The 16,904-nt window shown below is 51.6% G+C and carries 13 protein-coding genes; 6 read left to right on the top strand and 7 right to left on the bottom strand.

Annotated features, from left to right (window positions below):
* Window positions 1–102: 102 nt before the first annotated feature.
* Window positions 103–543: a Crp/Fnr family transcriptional regulator gene (locus EPA93_RS01455; RefSeq protein ID WP_165422796.1), complete on the top strand. Its 441-nt coding sequence runs from the start codon at window positions 103–105 to the stop codon at window positions 541–543.
* 70 nt (window positions 544–613) lie between these two features.
* Here the strand turns inward: EPA93_RS01455 and EPA93_RS01450 are convergent, their stop codons facing one another.
* Window positions 614–3,790 (bottom strand): ATP-binding protein, encoded by a 3,177-nt coding sequence (locus tag EPA93_RS01450; protein ID WP_129885324.1) that lies wholly within the window; start codon window positions 3,788–3,790, stop codon window positions 614–616.
* A 242-nt stretch (window positions 3,791–4,032) separates the two neighbouring features.
* Window positions 4,033–5,034 carry a GAF domain-containing protein gene (locus tag EPA93_RS01445; protein ID WP_165422795.1) on the bottom strand — a complete coding sequence of 334 codons (1,002 nt, stop codon included), beginning with the start codon at window positions 5,032–5,034 and terminating at the stop codon, window positions 4,033–4,035.
* A 930-nt stretch (window positions 5,035–5,964) separates the two neighbouring features.
* Between EPA93_RS01445 and EPA93_RS01440 the strand changes: the two genes are divergently transcribed.
* Window positions 5,965–6,915, top strand: coding sequence for a hypothetical protein (locus tag EPA93_RS01440; protein WP_129885322.1), 951 nt, complete (start codon window positions 5,965–5,967; stop codon window positions 6,913–6,915).
* Window positions 6,916–7,281: 366 nt separating this feature from the next.
* Here EPA93_RS01440 and EPA93_RS01435 read toward each other — a convergent pair whose 3' ends face one another.
* The 4 genes from EPA93_RS01435 to EPA93_RS01420 all read right to left on the bottom strand — a co-directional run bounded on the left by EPA93_RS01435 (window position 7,282) and on the right by EPA93_RS01420 (window position 10,257).
* The gene (locus EPA93_RS01435; RefSeq protein ID WP_129885321.1) at window positions 7,282–8,157 is read right to left on the bottom strand and encodes an alpha/beta fold hydrolase; all 876 of its coding nucleotides are present in this window, start codon (window positions 8,155–8,157) and stop codon (window positions 7,282–7,284) included.
* Between the two features lie 3 nt (window positions 8,158–8,160).
* Window positions 8,161–8,805, bottom strand: coding sequence for an HIT family protein (locus EPA93_RS01430; RefSeq protein WP_129885320.1), 645 nt, complete (start codon window positions 8,803–8,805; stop codon window positions 8,161–8,163).
* Between the two features lie 174 nt (window positions 8,806–8,979).
* Complete coding sequence (locus tag EPA93_RS01425; RefSeq protein WP_129885319.1) at window positions 8,980–9,456, bottom strand: flavin reductase family protein; 477 nt, start codon at window positions 9,454–9,456, stop codon at window positions 8,980–8,982.
* Between the two features lie 105 nt (window positions 9,457–9,561).
* Window positions 9,562–10,257, bottom strand: a complete 696-nt coding sequence (locus EPA93_RS01420) for a phosphatase PAP2 family protein (RefSeq protein ID WP_129885318.1) — start codon at window positions 10,255–10,257, stop codon at window positions 9,562–9,564.
* Window positions 10,258–10,650: 393 nt separating this feature from the next.
* Between EPA93_RS01420 and EPA93_RS01415 the strand changes: the two genes are divergently transcribed.
* The 4 genes from EPA93_RS01415 (at window position 10,651) to gcvH (ending at window position 15,774) form a co-directional block, all read left to right on the top strand.
* The gene (locus tag EPA93_RS01415; RefSeq protein ID WP_129885317.1) at window positions 10,651–11,889 is read left to right on the top strand and encodes an FAD-dependent monooxygenase; all 1,239 of its coding nucleotides are present in this window, start codon (window positions 10,651–10,653) and stop codon (window positions 11,887–11,889) included.
* A gap of 43 nt (window positions 11,890–11,932) precedes the next feature.
* The gene (locus EPA93_RS01410; protein ID WP_129885316.1) at window positions 11,933–12,409 is read left to right on the top strand and encodes a nitroreductase family deazaflavin-dependent oxidoreductase; all 477 of its coding nucleotides are present in this window, start codon (window positions 11,933–11,935) and stop codon (window positions 12,407–12,409) included.
* A 595-nt stretch (window positions 12,410–13,004) separates the two neighbouring features.
* Complete coding sequence (locus EPA93_RS01405; protein WP_129894406.1) at window positions 13,005–15,134, top strand: heavy metal translocating P-type ATPase; 2,130 nt, start codon at window positions 13,005–13,007, stop codon at window positions 15,132–15,134.
* A gap of 247 nt (window positions 15,135–15,381) precedes the next feature.
* Window positions 15,382–15,774 (top strand): glycine cleavage system protein GcvH, encoded by a 393-nt coding sequence (gene gcvH / locus EPA93_RS01400; protein WP_129885315.1) that lies wholly within the window; start codon window positions 15,382–15,384, stop codon window positions 15,772–15,774.
* A gap of 149 nt (window positions 15,775–15,923) precedes the next feature.
* On the opposite strand, the gene EPA93_RS01395 is transcribed toward gcvH, so the two are convergent.
* The gene (locus EPA93_RS01395; protein ID WP_129885314.1) at window positions 15,924–16,883 is read right to left on the bottom strand and encodes a tetratricopeptide repeat protein; all 960 of its coding nucleotides are present in this window, start codon (window positions 16,881–16,883) and stop codon (window positions 15,924–15,926) included.
* Between the last annotated feature and the right edge of the window lie 21 nt (window positions 16,884–16,904).

The raw sequence follows: 16,904 nt of genomic DNA, 5'->3' as shown, positions 1-16,904 counted from the left end.
CCAGTGTAACTCTGCCTTTCGTGTCTCTGTTAGAGTGTCAGGTATCCTGCCCCCTTCCAGGGGATAGGCTTGCCAACTATTGAATGTATGAGGAGACAGGCCATGTACGAGGATGCTTTAGCGCGCGTAAACCTCTTTTCCGGCCTTCGGAAGAAAGATCTCAAGGACCTGGCAGCATATTGTAAGGAGAGAACGTTTAGTCCGGGCTCAGTTTTACTTTCGCAGGGTGAGCAGGGATTGGGTCTATTTATTCTCACCAAAGGGACAGCACGAATTACCCGGAAAAGCAGTTCTGTTGGTGTGGAAGAAGTTCTGGGCCAGGCCACAGCAGGAGATGTTATTGGTGAGATGGCGCTCCTGGATGATCTACCTCGGTCAGCAACCGTCACGGCAGTAGATGAGGTTACCGTCCTCTTGCTCCCTGTGTGGGAGTTCCGCCGTATCCTACGCGAGATTTTCCGCAGCGACCCCGATGTTGGGCTTAGCCTTCTTGCTGTACTTAGTGGTAGAGTACGTAGGGCTGAGCAGAGAGCATGTGATTAGCCGGTAAAGCTATATCCAGGCTGGCTGGAGCAGGTCTGCTCCAGCCTAGTATACAGACATATTTTTCTTTCTAGCAATTCGCTAAGGCTGCGCATACCTCCTCTAATTTGCAGAGAGAACGGCGGTCTCCCAGTTGCTCTAATACGAGCCTGGCGCGGTCCAGATGAGTTGAGTCGCCGCTGAGTTGCGCCAGGATAATGCGCATACGGGCTGCATGCACGATTCTCTGGCTGGCTTCTGCCTTTTCGATGGCCTGCTCTAGCTTGATAATATCCCCGTCTGCTAGCGCGCGATTGAGGGCGAGAATCCAGTAAGGATCATTTCCGCGCAACATGTGAGAATCCTTCTCGGGAAGGGAGAGAGGGGGTAATGGAATTCCATGTTCGTTATAGAGCAATAACATTTCCCAGAGACAGATATCGAACAGGTCATGAGCGTGCTGCTGCAGCCTATGAGGATCGTCGGCGAAGAGCGCTTCAAGCAGTACGCGTTCGGGCTGGCTCTCATCGGGATAGATCTGTTTAAGGATGGCCGTCGCGACATCCATGGCCGCCTCATCCTCCTGAGCCCGCGCAATATGGAATAAAGCGAGATAGCCATCGAGTCCACCGCAAGGATCATCGCTCTGAAGGCGTTCCCAAGCCTGTAGCAGCGGTGCGGCGAATTCCTTGACCTTTGACCAGCGCCCACCAAGATAAGCCGCGTACATAGCGCAGGAAAGGCTATCTCCTAGAGAATGTGCTCGTCCCTGGGCCAGCTCTTGCTCGATAACCTTTATACAGCCCTCAACGTCGTTTAAGCTGATGTAGGCCTTCACGATCATAATAAGCGCATCTCGGCGTTCGCTGGCAGATAAATCAGGCACAAGCAAGCGGCGCTGCGATGCCGCAAGCATATCCATGTTGGCACCGATTACCCCTGAGATGCTGGCGTAGCTATCGAGCGCCTCGCTGTAAGCGCTCCAATCGCCAATGTGCTGGAAGTATTCGGCAGCCTCAAGCCCCATCTGGCGCTTCGTCTCTGCATTCTCTACTCTTATGAAGCGATTGGCGAAAAGATCGGCCACATGCAGTCGTCGCTGCTCATATTCATCTCCCGCGGCTTCGGCTAACTGATGGGCCTCTTTGCTCAAGCGCTCAAACTCTGCCTGCAGGCTTTGTGTCTTCAAGCAAACGCCGCCGCGCGTATAGCAGATCAATAGCTTACGTATCAGGCGAGCTCCCGTGAGAGGATCATGTGCCGAGTCGTTGCGCCATTGGGAGAGGGCTTTGTGATAGGCTTCGACAGTTGCCACATTCCAGAAGGGTCCGCTATCGCCCAGCGCCTCGTATAACGTGAGTAGATCCTGCTGAGGAGCTATGTCGATGGCATTTTGTAAGTAGGTGCGAGCCTCGGAAAAGTTGCCGATATGAGCTGCCAGCTCGCCTGCGCACTTCAAATAGCGGATAGCTCTTGCTGGCTCGATGGGAAGTGCTATTGGGATTGCTGATTGACGGGCTAGCCTGACGGCTTCGTAAAAGTGGTAGGCCAGCAATTCGGCGGAATCGTCGCATCCTCCCGTGGTTTTTTCAAGCCATGTGGCGAGTTTGCTGTGTAGGCGAATGCGCTCAGCTCTCGCCAGCGTTCCGTAAGCAACATTATTAATCAGGATATGGCGGAAAGTGTAGGTTCCCGCTTCCCCACCCTTACTAACGATGAAATCGCGCGCCAACAGGCCAGCAAGGGCCCGATCGATCTCCTGCTGGTTGGTTCCTTCCATGAGGGCCAGGAGCATATCCCTGCGGAAGGAGCGCAAGGGAATGGAGGCTACCTGAACCACCGTGCGCTCAAGCGCGGAGAGCTGATCCAGGCGGGCTTGAACGACAGCATGAACCGTATCTGGCAGCATGCTTCCGGTCACAGGTGCATCGCACTCCGGTCGCTCACAGATGCTATGAACCAGCTCTATTGCGAAGAAGGGATTGCCACCCGAGCGTTCCACAAGGATATCGCATGTTTCTGTGCTGATGCGGGGCATGAGCTGTTGGATTAAGGTGTACGTTTGCGTTGACGTTAGCGGTTGAAGCGTGAGCGAGCTGAAGTTTTGCCTGCCTCCACCCCAGCGTGGGCAGCGGTCTAGCAGTTCCGGACGACTCAAAGTGATAAAGAGAATGGGCGCCTGGATGGGCATATTGAGAATATAGGTTACCAGATCGAGCAGGCTTTCGCTAGCCCAGTGCAGATCCTCGAAAACGATAATGCGTGGTGCCTGGCGGGCCACAATTTCGATCAATAAGCGCCAGCCATCAAAGATATCTTCTCTGTCAATATGCGACTCTTTCTGGATACCCAGGCCGGTCAGCACAGAATCCGCCAGGTGGATAGCTCGTTCGGGATCATGCCCACCCTGACGGAAGAGATCTATGACGCGCATTCTGGTAATCTCTTCTCCCACAAAGCTGGTAAGCAGCGTGCGCAGCGGCCAGTAGGTGAGGGTCTGGCCATAGGGCAGGCTGCGGACTGTGGCTATCTGGAAACCATCTGCGGGATTGAGACTATTAAGAAATTCTTCGAGTAGACGACTCTTGCCGGTACCTGCGGGTGCGATGATAGAGATGAGTTGTGAAATGTGCTCCTGTAGGACACGCGTCTGAAGAACAGAGAGTTGGAGCAAATCAGCACTCCTGCCAACTAGAACCGGGCGTACCACCTGGCGCGTCTGGCGCGGTCCGCTAAGTGGGAAGACATGGAGTGGCTGGCGCTTGCCTTTGACTTCTATGATTCTCTGTTCAGCAAAGAGAAAGGCCGTGTTAGAAGCATACATAGTGCGCTCGCCTACCAGCGTTTCGCCAGGCGCGGCGTGCTGCTGTAAACGAGCAGCCACGTTCACAGCATCCCCTGTAATCAGAAAATCATCTCTATCTGCTTCGCTGGTGGCGACAACTTCGCCAGTGTTGACCCCGATACGCAGTTGAAAGGAGGAAGCCAGAATGCTATCGCTGGCGATGGCAGCATGCAGGGCCAGGGCTGCGGCGAGTCCACGCTCGGCATCATCGCTATGGGCCAGGGTAAGACCAAAGACTGCCATAACCGCATCTCCAATGAATTTTTCGAGCGTGCCACCATGCTCGGTCACTACACGCCGAGCATGAGTATAATAGCGGCTCATCAGTGCACGCACATCTTCAGGATCAAGTATATCGCCAAGCGCAGTAGATCCGGTAACATCTGCAAAGAGGATTGTAACTAGTTTTCTCTCTTCCGGCATGTCTGCCCTCCTCAATAGATGGTGGCTGTCTCTGGTCAACTTCTGATTATTCTCTAAAGAAGAAGTTTGTCTTGATTGTAACAGACTGAGGTGTACGGTGCAATGAGCAGGCTTGCTTATTGCGTCTCTGGGGAAGAAGCGAGAAAGATAGTGCGGCTCCTCTGGGCAATGGAGCACCTGGGAAAAACGCCAAACTGCCAGCAGCGGCAATGCTCTCGCTGCTAGCAGCTGGACTGGCTATTTCACTTGTCGTGTGAACCGGCCTCTAAAAGCTCTTGCTCCAATTGTTTCCAGATCTGCTCCTCCGTTTGCTGAATATCGGGGCGCAGATGCTGAGAACGCTGGGCTTGCTGAAACGCTTCTGTTACTCGCATACGAAAAGAACGCAAGTACGTCTGCTGGACATCGGGGGGTGGCATGGTTCCGAGCGATATGCGCTCAAAGGGATAAAAATTTGCAGCCTCAAAGGCCAGGGCGAGCAACTCAGCATAGGCCTTAATCAGTTTCAGGCGTTGAGGCGTAAAATAGTGCGGCTGGCAACTGGAAATGGTAAGGCAACCGGCGACCTTCTCCTGGCGGCAAATCGGATGGGCAGCGGAACAGGCCAACTGTCGTTTCTGGTCGGCGTAAGAGGGAAACATCGTCTGGAGTTCTTCAGAAGTGTAGATGACCAGCGCCCGGCCGGTACTGACGGCATAACCTTCTAGCGATTCCAGGCCAAGGTATCCCAGCGGTTCCTCGTGCTCCTGCCAGGTGGGAGAATGTTCTACACTGACACATTCACGCAGGCTGCGCACGGGCTCTGCAGGCCCTGATGGAGCCATACAACAAGCGATAACTGCTATATCGCCACCTTGCCTGTGCAGGTCCAGCTGTCTGAACACCTGCTCAAGGATGGCCCTGCTAATCATCAAGAATTGCAGCCTGGCAGGCACTGTGACATACATATTGAGGACGTGCTGATAGAAGGAAAGGGGGACCTCTTCAGCATGCTCACTGCCCTCGTCCAATATGTCTTCTCTCATCTCTTGAGAGAGCAGGTCCATGAGGAGCTCCCGGTGCTCGGGAAGCGCACTAAGCAATTGGCGAAGATTGGCCGGCCGCGGATTTGAGGCCCCGTTAGCCCAACGCAGTAAGGTAATTGGATTGATGCTTAACGCATCTGCGATCCGTTGTCGCTCCGCTGAATCGCGAATCACGTCTCGAAGCAATTCACGCCAGTTTTGGGGATGTGCTTCCTGCATTTTCTCTGCTGCTCCAATAATATAGAATGTTTCAAATGTTTCTTGCAATGTAACGACCCACATATACTATTATACACATTTCATGTCGGTCAAATATACCTGACAAATGTCATGCCTTGTTGACAGCTACGTAAAAAACATGCTAAGGTGTGGTAGTCTCAAAAGGCTATTATGGCCATAACGGAGGATAGGTATAAGTAGTTAGAAAAAAGTAGCTAGAGGAATTTAGTCTTAGCCAGCACTGTACTTGCTTCGTATTTTTTGCTGTGAAATTTAAGGCCAGGTGGGAGAGGCAAATCTACGTTGAGCATCTTTTACCATGCTTACCAATACAACATTTAGTATCTGCTTATAACATTTTATGTCGCTTAATATGTTCTATTCTATTTGTGCAGGAAGTTTACTGATATTTTTATGGCAGATACTTGTTTTTAGGGATACAAAGGAGTATGATTAGGAAGGGTAAAAGTTCATAAAAACAACAAAAGACACCCAGTCTTTTAGCCGTGTTCTCTGCCCAGAACATCAGCCAAAGAGAAGCGGGTGCCTTTTTCTGTACATTGGCCGAAACCTTCTGTTAGCAGCCCAACAGCGAGCATCCAGGAGCTTTCAGCCTGTTTGGCACACCACATGAGTGATGTGCTTCACTTTTTCCTTATTGAGCCTTAGCGCTCAATAATAGAATATTGGCCTATTGACCAGCCAGATCATAACATATTAGCTGTATCTATGTCCAGTTAGCCAGCTAGCACTTTATTGTGCTCTTTTTGCGGGCATATGTAAAACAGGCCTGCGCATTATCCAGAGGTTAGAGCTTGCTCTTCTGGATAATGGAACCACATGCGGCAAATAGGCTCAGCTCAATAAGGAAAAGGTATTGTAGGACAGGCTGAAAGGCTCCTTCTATACGTGGTAAGGAGGGATATTTCTATGCCTGGGAAAATCTATCATCGACCTCTGGCCGAAATTATTCGCAGCGGGACGCACTTTCTGTTCTATCTTGGTATTTTGCCCATGGCATTAAATAGCGCGGCTTTAGCAATAATTGCGCTAGATTTCCGCGCCACTGCCCCGTCCTGGTTTGACGAAGAAACACGCATGATTGTTTTGTTCTGTGCGCCTCTCGCTTTATTGCCGCAGGCAAAATTTTCGCCAGGCCTTTCTTATCCAAAAGCTGGCTATCTCCTCAGTAATGTAACCTGCATTTTGGCTTTCTTCCTGGCAATAGGCAATCTGCAATCCCCTCATTTAGCCTTTTTTGCCCTCTTGCTGGCTTATATCATCAAATTAGTAACCATATTTGTTGTGTATGTAGAAGCATATAAATTAGCGCTAGCACACATCGAAGAAAAGCGAGGCCTGGCTATCCCCCTCCCCTCGCTCCTGCGAAATGGATATAGTGCCTCGACGCAGCAGATAGGGGCAGGCTACGAAGTGATCATCTTCTATAGCGGCGAAAGGGCCAAACGCTGGTCCCAGGGCCTGGAGGCACAATTGTACTCCATGAAATATAAGATTACCTGCAGGTGTAGAGATGCCTCTACCATCCAGGCTGGTACAATGTCACAAAAAGAGCTTACTCGCTTAATTACTTCGGCGAGTATTATTGTGCTTATGGTAAACGCATCTCTCTTAAGCTCAGCGCGCCGAGTTCTCCAATGTATATTAGAGCAGGATTCATTACAGAAGTTACCGCTCATCGTTGAGTCATGTCCATACTATATGAGTCTGCTCAGCAAATTTCAGCCATTCTCAGATCCTGATTTTTCTGATAAGCCGCTATCAGAGCTTCCACAGGCCAGGCAGACAAGGGTATTATGCCATTTTGCCATACATATAGCGCGGCGGCTTTATCCTGAGATTGAGTTTAGGAGAAGTTGAAGTTTGGAATGTAAACATTTCTATTTTTTTATCTCTACTTTTGTTGCCCGGTAACTTCTATCACTTTGTCAGATGTCGTGTGAGGAGTATGCCGCCTGCGGGAGCGGAGGAAGAGGGAGAATGGGGCACAATCCGCTAGATCGCGACGTAGCCTCCAAGCCCCAGGTCAAGGGCTACCTATCCGCTAGGTCGCGGCGCATCCGCTAGGTCGCGGCGCATCCGCTAGGTCGCGGCGCATCCGCTAGATCGCGACGCATCCGCTAGGTCGCGGCGCCCCTTGACAATCCCGCCGGTTCACGCATCACGTCAACCGTGACAGATCACTAGCTCTGGGCAAGCTTGAGCAGTAGAAAAGCCAGGCCGAGCTTAGCCCGACCCTTCGCTCAGAAAGCGTTGTATCTCCTGCGCAGGTTTTGGATCAACGCCGAAAATGATGGTGTAGTGGTTCAGAGATGGAAAATTTAAATAGGTGCATTGCTTTATGCTCTGTTGCATTGCTTCAGCCGCTCTCTCAGAGAGGAGCTGATCATCTGCCAAAAAGAGACCCTGGCCCGCGCGCAGCAACAGCGTTGGAACCTGCACTTGGGCCCACTGTTCTTGCGGAGCTGCCTCCGGCATACGCAAACCTTCCTCAAGAATACCGTTGCGATAGGCCTTGGCAATTACGCTACCATCGCTTTCCTGCAATACATCATGCTCAAAATAAATATCAAAGTACTCGTTCCAGTATGGCTTCAGGAAAGGTGCGGCTTGCAGGGCGTTGAGATATTGCTGAAAAGAGGGGACAGGTTGCCCCAGGCGGTTTACGGCAGCAGTGAGCCAGGCCGGCTGCTCCGCCGGCGTGCTCCAGGGTAAAGGTGCGCCGCCATCGACCAGAACAAGTCGGCTCAATTTAGAGGGATAATGGGCAGCAAAATAGAGCGCGATGAACGCTCCTAACGAGTGGCCGATAATAATGGGACGCTCTAAAGCTAGCTCATCGATGAGCTCGGCCAGATCCTGCGCGTGAATGGGCACACTATAATCCTCTTCAGGCTTATCGCTGTCTCCGCGTCCGCGTAAATCGTAGGCAATTACCCGGTGGTCGCGGGCCAATTCATCAGCGAAGGCCTGAAAGCAAAACGCGTTGGCGGTCAGGCCGTGAATACAGACCACTGGTGGTCCTTGAGTTCCCCATTGAACCCAATGAAGCGTTGTATCGCCAGCGATGGCGAACTCATCATGAACTGCCTGGATCGGCATAAATCACCCCTTGCTGTTGAAAAATGTATTCCAGTTAGTAGTGAGCGCCTTGATGAGCACTTTACCCTCTTCATAGCGCTGCTGAGGAGATCGCATGTCATGGTTACCGTTGCGCACGGAAGCGCCGGCCCAGAGCACCTCCCGAATGACACGGTAATAGCGCTCCAACTGAGGAGCAAAGAGATAGGCGCCGCTGTGATCCTGCAGATAAAAGTAGTTCCCGTACGCAGCATACCATGAACGAATCTCATCCTGCGTCTTGACTACCTGTCCATGAAGGGTAGAAGCCGGATCATATCTAATCTCTCCAAAGGGGAAACAGTGCAGGTGGGCGTGATAAACCGTCTGCCGAAAAACGCCGTGCTCCCAGAAGACAACAGGAGCATAAAAGTGTGTGAGAAAGTCTTGTATCTCGTGCTTCAGCGCAAAAAGCTCGGTATCAAGCTCAGCCGGGACCGTGCCATAACAGGCATAGTGCTGTTTGGGCACAATCAGAATATGGCCTTCTACGAGAGGAGCATGATCTGCAAGGACACGAAAAGTGGCTGTCTCTTTCAGTATATAGGGGCTGATCTGATTACGGTGACAGAATACACAATCTGGATAAGTAGTGCTAGCTTCTGAGGAAGCATTACCACTAATTTGCATACAGACTACTGCCTTTCAAAACGTAGGTATATAGGTATTTACTACAATTTTGATCGCTCCTTAATATAAGCGCTGTATCCTCAGGGCGGATCGCAAAATGCAGTTTTGCTCACTATCTATGCTGCTACTGACAGCATAGATTATGATCGTGCGTCTGGCGGTGCTAGAGATTGCCTAGCCGGCATGCCGAAATCCTGTTTCCAGCATGGTAAGAGGCTGCCCTTCAGCCAGAATACCGGCCGCGACGACCTCAGCGAGGAGAAGCGTTGAGTCGCCAGCCGGCAATGATTGGCGCAGTTCGCAACCAACCCAGGCCAGAGCATCATGTAGGACGGGAAAGTGCTCCTCCTGCAGCGCATAGCTGATTCCTTCAAGTTTTCCTGGATTCTTTAGCGCTGATTTGCCCAGCTTTCCCGCCAGGTCACGCTGTCCGGAGCGCAACACATTGACTGCAAAGCGCTTACTATGGAGGATCATCGGCAGCGACATTGAGGCGTTTTCGACAGATATGGCCAGTAAAGATGGCTCAAACGATACCTGAGAGAGCCAGTTGGCAGTAAATGCATTGACTTTGCCCTCGTCAAGGCAGCTAACTGCATAGAGCCCATATGTAAATAAGCGCAAAGCTTGTTTTTTGACCTGTAGATCCATAACTGAACTTCTCCTCCTTTAAAGGTGATTATCGATAGCTTGTAAGTCCATTGTAACCCCAAATTGGACGGAGAATCCAGTATGGATCAGAGAGCGAGCAGTAGTTTATGCTAAACGAATGGCCTGGGCGAGCTTAATCACTGCTTCGGTTGGTCGTTGCAGGCAGAGGCGCAATGCCGTAGCTATACAGGATGCCAGCATGCCGCTGCACGCACCACCCAGAATATCCCCTGGATAATGCACACCAACATAGATGCGCGCGAAGCCGATTAAGCAAGCCATCCCCAGGGCAATGAGCAAGAGGCAAAATGGTAAGAGAAGCAAGGCCAGCCTCAGATTTCCCTGGCCCTTGTTAGAGCTGCGCTGGATGGTTGTAAAGGCGAAAAGGAGCTGGAAAGCAAGCATTCCTACGACGGCAAATGACCATGCAGTATGATCGCTGGGAAAAGAACCGTCAGCCGCATGTTGAATCAAAAGGTGTACCTTATGCGCGATAAAGGGGCGCGGCTCAAAGATAAAGTGTTCGATAAGAAGATTAAGGCTAAAAGCGAGAACACAGGCAATAGCAATCCATAGTACAGCTGAACGGCGCTGCTGCACTATGCTCATTTCTTCGGCGGAGAGCGAGCGCGGCTGCCAACTCAGAGGCTTTCCCCAGTAGAAAAGGAGTATAAGTGGGAAACAGAAGATAAGCGAATTGGCACAGAATACCATGAAAAGGTCCAGCACAGGATTCGACCCCGCTGGCGCGTTAATGCTTTGAAACATGAGATAGTTAAAATTGAGTAATGTAGAAATCACAGAAACGTCCTCAGCCTCCTGTTATTTAAGATAGGTATATTGGAGATGTACCAAATATAAAGAGCTACAATGAGATAATGATGAAAGGTGCTTCCCAGAAGGTGACTATTTGGTAAATAGGCCCGGTCTGGCTTCACTCCTTCCTGGAACTTATGCAGGTTTACTAAATGGAGAGCTTAAGGGGAAATTGTCACGGACGTATGGCTAAATTGTCGCAAATATGTAGAAGCGGCTAGCCACATCTTACCCTGTTAAACCCGCGAAAGCAATTACTGCCCAGTCAGTTATTGACAAAAAGAATTTTTTCTCCTATAATTATAACTGACCAGTTAGTTATTAATTGTTTGATTGGGGCTACCGTGTCGTATATGGTAGCAGGAAAGGAAGCACATAATGCGGGTATTAATCTCCGGGGGAGGGATTGCCGGTCTAACCCTGGCCTACTGGCTCAATCGCTACGGCATCTCGTCGGTTGTTATAGAGCAAGCGGCGGAGATTCGGCGGGATGGGTACGGGCTTGCCTTCTCGGGAGCGGGCTATGAAGTCGCGCGGAGAATGGGCCTTATTGAGCGCCTGGCTTCTCAGCAACTTCCTTTCGAGGCCATAGCCTATGTCACAAAAACTGGCAAGCGAATTGCCAAACTGGATTCCACCTTGATGCAAGAGATAATGGGCGGGAAATATATGCCCTTGTTGCGCTCAACATTAGAGGAAACATTGTATTCAATACTACCGGATCAGGTTGAGGTGCGCTTTGGCTGCACGCTTACCCAGGTGACGCAAGGTCCAGAATCCGTCACAGTTACCTTCAATGATGGCACAACAGAATCCTTTGATCTCCTGATCGGTGCTGACGGCGTGCATTCTAAGACGCGCTCTCTGGTCTTTGGTCCAGAGGAACAGTTTGCGCGCTACCTTGGCTACAATATTGCCTGCTTTCCACTTACCGATCGCTATGGAATCGACCTGAACTGGAAGATGCACCTTGAGCCCGGGCGCTTAGCCTCGGCCTACTGTACGCAACGGGCTGGAGAGATTGTCACGTTTTTCATGTACCAGGCGGATAAGCATGAGCATATTCCGCGGGCGCAACGTCTAGCGCATTTACAGGAGAGATTTGCAAGCGTGGGCTGGGTTACTCAACTGATGCTTAAAGATGCCACTGAGCCTGAGCGTATATTCATGGATACAGTCTTTCAGATCGAGATGCCAGCCTGGCATGCAGGCCGTGTGGCTCTTATCGGCGATGCCTGTGGCAGCCTTACCTTCATTTCGATGCAAGGAGCGGCTCTGGCCATGGGAGGGGCCTACTTGCTGGCCCGAGCCCTGCACGAGTGTGCCGACCATCAAGAAGCATTCCAGCGCTATGAGGCGCAGATGCGACCGCATGTGCTGACCCAACAAAAGAATGCTCGCCTCATTAGCAAATTCTTTTTGCCTGGCAATTCCTTTGCCATGTTCATGCAAAACACCATGATGAGAATACTCTTCAGAAGAGCCTTCCGTAAGCTTTTGCACCTCCAGTTCGGCGCAGAATATGTCGAGCTCCCGGCCGAAAGCGGGCCTGTTCCGAGCACTATGCAAGAGGAAGCTGCTTCACAGCGTGGAGGCAAATGTCGTGTAAAATCCTGAAGCGCTTAAGTCTCTTTATTCTAAATCTAGAAAGGAAATTGTGATGAATACTGCACTTACCAGGCCAGGCAAGCCAACCGGACTCTTGAAATTGTTTTTTAAGTCGCCACTTTTTCTCTACCGCTGGCACCTTGGTTGGCTGCTTGGCCATCGCTTTTTGATGTTCACCCATATTGGGCGCAAAAGTGGGCGCAGACTACAGACGGTGGTTGAGGTTGTCAAATATGATCCGGTGACGCAAGAGAGCGTCATCGTGGCCGGCTATGGAACCATTAGCGATTGGTACCGCAATCTTCAGGCTCACCCGGCCGTTGAGGTACAGATCGGGTTCAAACGGTATGTGCCGCAGCAGCGCTTGCTTACGTCAGAGGAAACGTATGAAATTCTGAAATATTACAAGCGAAAACATCCTTTTTTAGTGCGTGGGCTGTTCAGCTTTGTGGGCTATCCATATGATGGCACGGAGGCAGGATTGCAAGCAGTCAATCAGATTGTGCGTGGAGTTGCCTTTCGTCCTTGAGCGATCCTTCGCTCGTTTGTTCATGGCACCTCTCAGGCCCGGCTACACCGAGATGGCAGAGTCATCACTGGCCAAGCCGAGCCTTTTAGCTTGCCCAGCATAAAATGTGTACTATCCATACTCTTCAAGGATAGCGTCCTTCGCACCTACAAACTTCGTATCCTTGCCGAACCACCTCAAAAGGGAGGAATGGGTCTATCCCTCTAAAATGCAGGCTCCGATTCCACTCCTCTACCAGAGCATTTTTCCCGCCGCGCCGCGATCGAGCCGGATTTGAGCCCTTAACGCTCTCTTTTCTTGAGGACTGTAAAGCTTTGGCTCTTCCCTAAAAGTCTCTTGACATATCTACAGGCAGAGCGTATACTTTCTCTAAACCCACCCCCACTGGGTGTGGGTAGGAATAGTAAAAAGAGAACTGTGGCAGGGCATCTTGCTACTGTTCTTTGTCATTAAACTGCCTGACAGAATCGTGGTCAGGAAGATAACTCTATGAGATGGCAACTTGTTGATAAGCTCTCTCGGGGGAGAAGATATGCAACCATTTAAACAACGTGCAGATATATCCAGGGAACATAAGCGCCAGCAGGAAGCAGCCATGCCCAGCAGGGAGAGCCAGCAACACGAGCATAGGCATGCAGGCTTGGATACCTCTCAGCCTGAGCATGGCCAGCATGAACATATGGATCATGGAGGCCATTCCACCCATATGAGCGGGCATGCTAGCCATGCCGGGCATAGTGCCGCCATGTTTCAGCGCCCATTCTGGATCAGTCTTGTGCTCACCATTCCCATTATCGTTTATGCTGAGCTGTTTCAAGCGCTCCTGCACTATCAGGCGCCAACGTTTCCAGGCTCGTTCTGGCTGGTGCCGATCCTGGCCAGCATCGTTTACTGGTATGGTGGCTGGGTCTTCCTGAGTGGAGCCGTAGATGAGATTCGCACCCTGCGACCTGGCATGATGACCCTGGTTGCCCTGGCTATCTCAACAGCTTACTTTTACAGCCTGGCTGTAACCTTTGGCCTGTTACATGGCATGGCCTTTTATTGGGAACTGGCGACACTGACTACAATCATGTTGCTGGGCCACTGGATGGAGATGCGGGCCATCGGTAGCGCTCAGAGCGCGCTTAACGAACTGGCCAAACTCCTGCCAGATATGGCCGAACGAATAGCCCCGGATGGCGCGATCCAACGCGTGTCCGTGAAAGATTTGCGCGAAGGAGATCTGGTACTTGTAAGGCCAGGCGGGCAGATTCCGGCAGATGCACAGGTAGTGGAAGGCAAAAGCCAGGTCAACGAGAGCATGATTACCGGCGAGTCGCGTCCGGTGAATAAGCAAAAAGGCGATGAGGTTATTGCGGGTACCGTAAATAGTGCCGGCTCGTTGCGCCTGCAGGTAACGCGCATTGGCGAAAAAACCATGCTTGCCGGTATTATGAAGCTGGTAGCCGAGGCCCAGGATAGCCGCAGCAATGCTCAGGCTCTAGCCGACCGTGCAGCCTTCTGGCTAACCTTTGTGGCCCTTGGCGTGGCCATTGTTACGTTGATCGCCTGGACGATAGCTCAGGGTTTCGATGAAACTACTGTAGAGCGCGTCGTCTCAACGCTTGTTGTGGCCTGCCCGCATGCCTTGGGACTTGCCATTCCGCTGGTGATTGCAATCACCACAACGCTCTCGGCACGCAACGGTATTCTGGTTCGCGATCGTCTGGCCTTAGAGCAGGCTCGCTTGCTCTCGGCTGTAGTCTTTGACAAGACCGGCACCCTTACAACGGGCAGCCAGGGTCTTGTCGCCATGCAGACGAAGCAAAATTTATCCGAGGCCGAAGCCCTGGCTCTGGCGGCAGCAGTAGAGCAAGAAAGCGAGCATCCTATAGCGCGCGCCATTGTTTCGGCGGCTCAACAGCGCAAGATCTCTATTCCGCGCGCAACTGAATTTGCGGCCCTGCCCGGGCGAGGAGCCCAGGCTCAGGTCGCCGGGCGTACGCTTATCGTGGGTGGTCCGCGCCTGCTGGAACAGGAAAATATTGAGCTTCCCACCACTTTTAGCGAGCAAGTCCAGCAATGGGGAAAGCGCGGACAAACTGTCGTGTACCTGGTCGCGCAACAAGAATTACTGGCTGCCTTTGCTCTGGCCGACGTCATCAGGCCGGAAAGCTACCAGGCTGTCGCGGCCCTCAAGAAGCAAGGTATCCGCGTAGCTATGCTTACCGGAGATTCGCAAGAGGTCGCGGATTGGGTAGCGGGAGAACTGGGATTGGATGAGGTGTTCGCCCAAGTTCTGCCGGCCAACAAGAGCGCTAAGATACGCGAGTTGCAGCAGAGCGGTGCAAAGGTTGCCATGGTTGGAGATGGCGTGAATGATGCTCCGGCTCTGGCTCAAGCAGACGTTGGCATCGCTATTGGGGCTGGAACAGATGTGGCTCGCGCCTCCGCCGGTATCGTTCTGGTTAAAAATGATCCGCGCGATATCGCACGCATTATTCAACTGAGTCGAGCTAGCTATCGCAAGATGATGCAGAATCTAGCCTGGGCCGCGGGCTATAATATCATCGCCCTGCCCTTAGCGGCTGGTGCTCTGGCTCCCATTGGCTTTGTCCTGCCACCAGCCGTGAGTGCGCTCCTCATGTCGATCTCGACTATCATCGTCGCCCTGAACGCCCAGACGCTGCGTCGGCTGCACCTGGACGGCCCGGCTACGCTCAGTCAGGCGCAAGCAAGCTAATAAGATGAAGCGTTTCTACTACTCTCGCCCCCTCTAGAATGCTCTGGAGAGGGCGTTGTATTTCAGCAAAAGAAACAAAGGTATTTCTTCGTCTCAAAATGGCTTTCCCCTCCGTCTGGCTATCATTTGGATAGTTCAAGTCAGCACATGTTAGCGATAGCTTGCTTTGTAGTGTTCAGTATACTGAATAGAAGAGGGTAGATAGATACTCGTATGTGCAAATATAGATTTCCAGGAAAGATAAGCAATGGGTAAATATCCTAACGATTTGAAATATTCGAAAGAGCATGAATGGGTGCGCGTAGCTGGCACCCAGGCCACGCTTGGCATCACAGATTATGCTCAGCGTCAGTTAGGTGATGTAGTTTTTGTTGAGCTGCCCAAAGTTGGCGCTAGTTTTGAACAGGGCCGGCCAATCGGCAATGTCGAATCGGTCAAGTCTGTGGCGGAGGTATATGCTCCAATTAGCGGGCAGATCAGCGAGGTTAACGACGACTTGAACGACTCCCCTGAGCTTGTCAACGATGATCCATTTGGCGAAGGCTGGCTCGTGAAGTTCAAGATCAAGGATAGCAAGCAGCTTGCCGGGCTCATGACTGCAGATCAATATGAGCAGTTTCTAGCCGAGGCTGAGAGCTAGGCGCGACCGTCCACAGCATGCTTTCCGCATACTCGCGGAAAGCTGTAAACCCATGTAGAAAAGTGACCAATTTACCATAGCGCAGGCAGAAGCAAAAATATGTTTCTGCCTGCTCCTTGCGCTGTTTTGCCGCGATAACTCGCACTTTGCTAGCTTTGTGCGCCATCTGCAAGCAGTTTAAGCTTTTCCTCTATGATGGGAAGCCAGTGAGCTGCTTTGTACTTCTGAGATAGGCTAAAAGCTTGTTCCCACCTTTCGCGCGCCTCGGCCAACCGGTCTTGCTTATAGGCAATCTCTCCCTTGACAACTAACACACCAATAAGACGGGCCTCCAACTCCATCTCTTTATTAAGCCGTTCAGCTTGCTGGCAGTACTCAAGCGCCTTCTCCAACTCGCCGCGCTCTATATAGATATCGCTAAGCAGCAATTGAGCTGAGGGCACATAGACTTTGCTACCCAGCTCTTCACGCAGCGTCAAGGAGCCCAGAGCATAGTGCAGGCGCTGTTCGCCGTCGCTATAATCGGTAAGATGGCGCATCGCTTCCGAGGCTGCCCACTTATTTCCGTATTGCTCACCGAGCGCCAAGGCTCGTAGGTAATGTTCCCGCGAGCGTTCATCTTGCTGTTGGCGATCATAGGTCAGGCCGGTGTAGAAAAGCGCTTCCGCTAATTTATAGTTATCGCCATGCTTCTCATAAAGCTGGGAAGCCTTTTGCAGCATGTCCCGAGCCGCGCTATAATCGGTCCCGCCGGATAGCAGATTTTGATAATAACTTGCTTGACCGACCAGATAGAACGCGGTAGCAATTTTCGTTTCCTGCTGGCTGGCTTCGGCAGCTTGCCGCGCTCTCTGCAGTACCGAAGCCATAAGATCTTTCTGCATCCCAGTGAGATAGTAGTAATGCACGACAAATAGACCATATTCGAGCAACCAGTCAAGGCGGCTCTCGGGCGACAGCTCGCGAGCTTCAAGCAAATGCTCACCTGCCTGAAAAAGACTCAGGGCCTCCTCAAGCCGGCCTTCAAAGAAATATGCCTGGGCGATCTCGCTCAGAGCCCGTTGGCCGATGATATAGCGCTCAGTAATAGCTTCTACTGATAAGGACATTGCAGCTTACCTCGTTTCTTT

Source organism: Ktedonosporobacter rubrisoli (assembly GCF_004208415.1).
Classification (GTDB): Bacteria; Chloroflexota; Ktedonobacteria; order Ktedonobacterales; family Ktedonobacteraceae; genus Ktedonosporobacter; species Ktedonosporobacter rubrisoli.
This window is presented reverse-complemented; position numbering and strand designations above follow the sequence as displayed.

Coding starts and splice junctions, on each gene's coding strand:
- EPA93_RS01440 (WP_129885322.1), top strand. CDS start 5,965: ATGCCTGGGAAAATCTATCATCGACCTCTGGCCGAAATTATTCGCAGC.
- gcvH (WP_129885315.1), top strand. CDS start 15,382: ATGGGTAAATATCCTAACGATTTGAAATATTCGAAAGAGCATGAATGG.
- EPA93_RS01415 (WP_129885317.1), top strand. CDS start 10,651: ATGCGGGTATTAATCTCCGGGGGAGGGATTGCCGGTCTAACCCTGGCC.
- EPA93_RS01450 (WP_129885324.1), bottom strand. CDS start 3,790: ATGCCGGAAGAGAGAAAACTAGTTACAATCCTCTTTGCAGATGTTACC.
- EPA93_RS01435 (WP_129885321.1), bottom strand. CDS start 8,157: ATGCCGATCCAGGCAGTTCATGATGAGTTCGCCATCGCTGGCGATACA.
- EPA93_RS01410 (WP_129885316.1), top strand. CDS start 11,933: ATGAATACTGCACTTACCAGGCCAGGCAAGCCAACCGGACTCTTGAAA.
- EPA93_RS01455 (WP_165422796.1), top strand. CDS start 103: ATGTACGAGGATGCTTTAGCGCGCGTAAACCTCTTTTCCGGCCTTCGG.
- EPA93_RS01445 (WP_165422795.1), bottom strand. CDS start 5,034: ATGCAGGAAGCACATCCCCAAAACTGGCGTGAATTGCTTCGAGACGTG.
- EPA93_RS01425 (WP_129885319.1), bottom strand. CDS start 9,456: ATGGATCTACAGGTCAAAAAACAAGCTTTGCGCTTATTTACATATGGG.
- EPA93_RS01430 (WP_129885320.1), bottom strand. CDS start 8,805: ATGCAAATTAGTGGTAATGCTTCCTCAGAAGCTAGCACTACTTATCCA.
- EPA93_RS01405 (WP_129894406.1), top strand. CDS start 13,005: ATGCCCAGCAGGGAGAGCCAGCAACACGAGCATAGGCATGCAGGCTTG.
- EPA93_RS01395 (WP_129885314.1), bottom strand. CDS start 16,883: ATGTCCTTATCAGTAGAAGCTATTACTGAGCGCTATATCATCGGCCAA.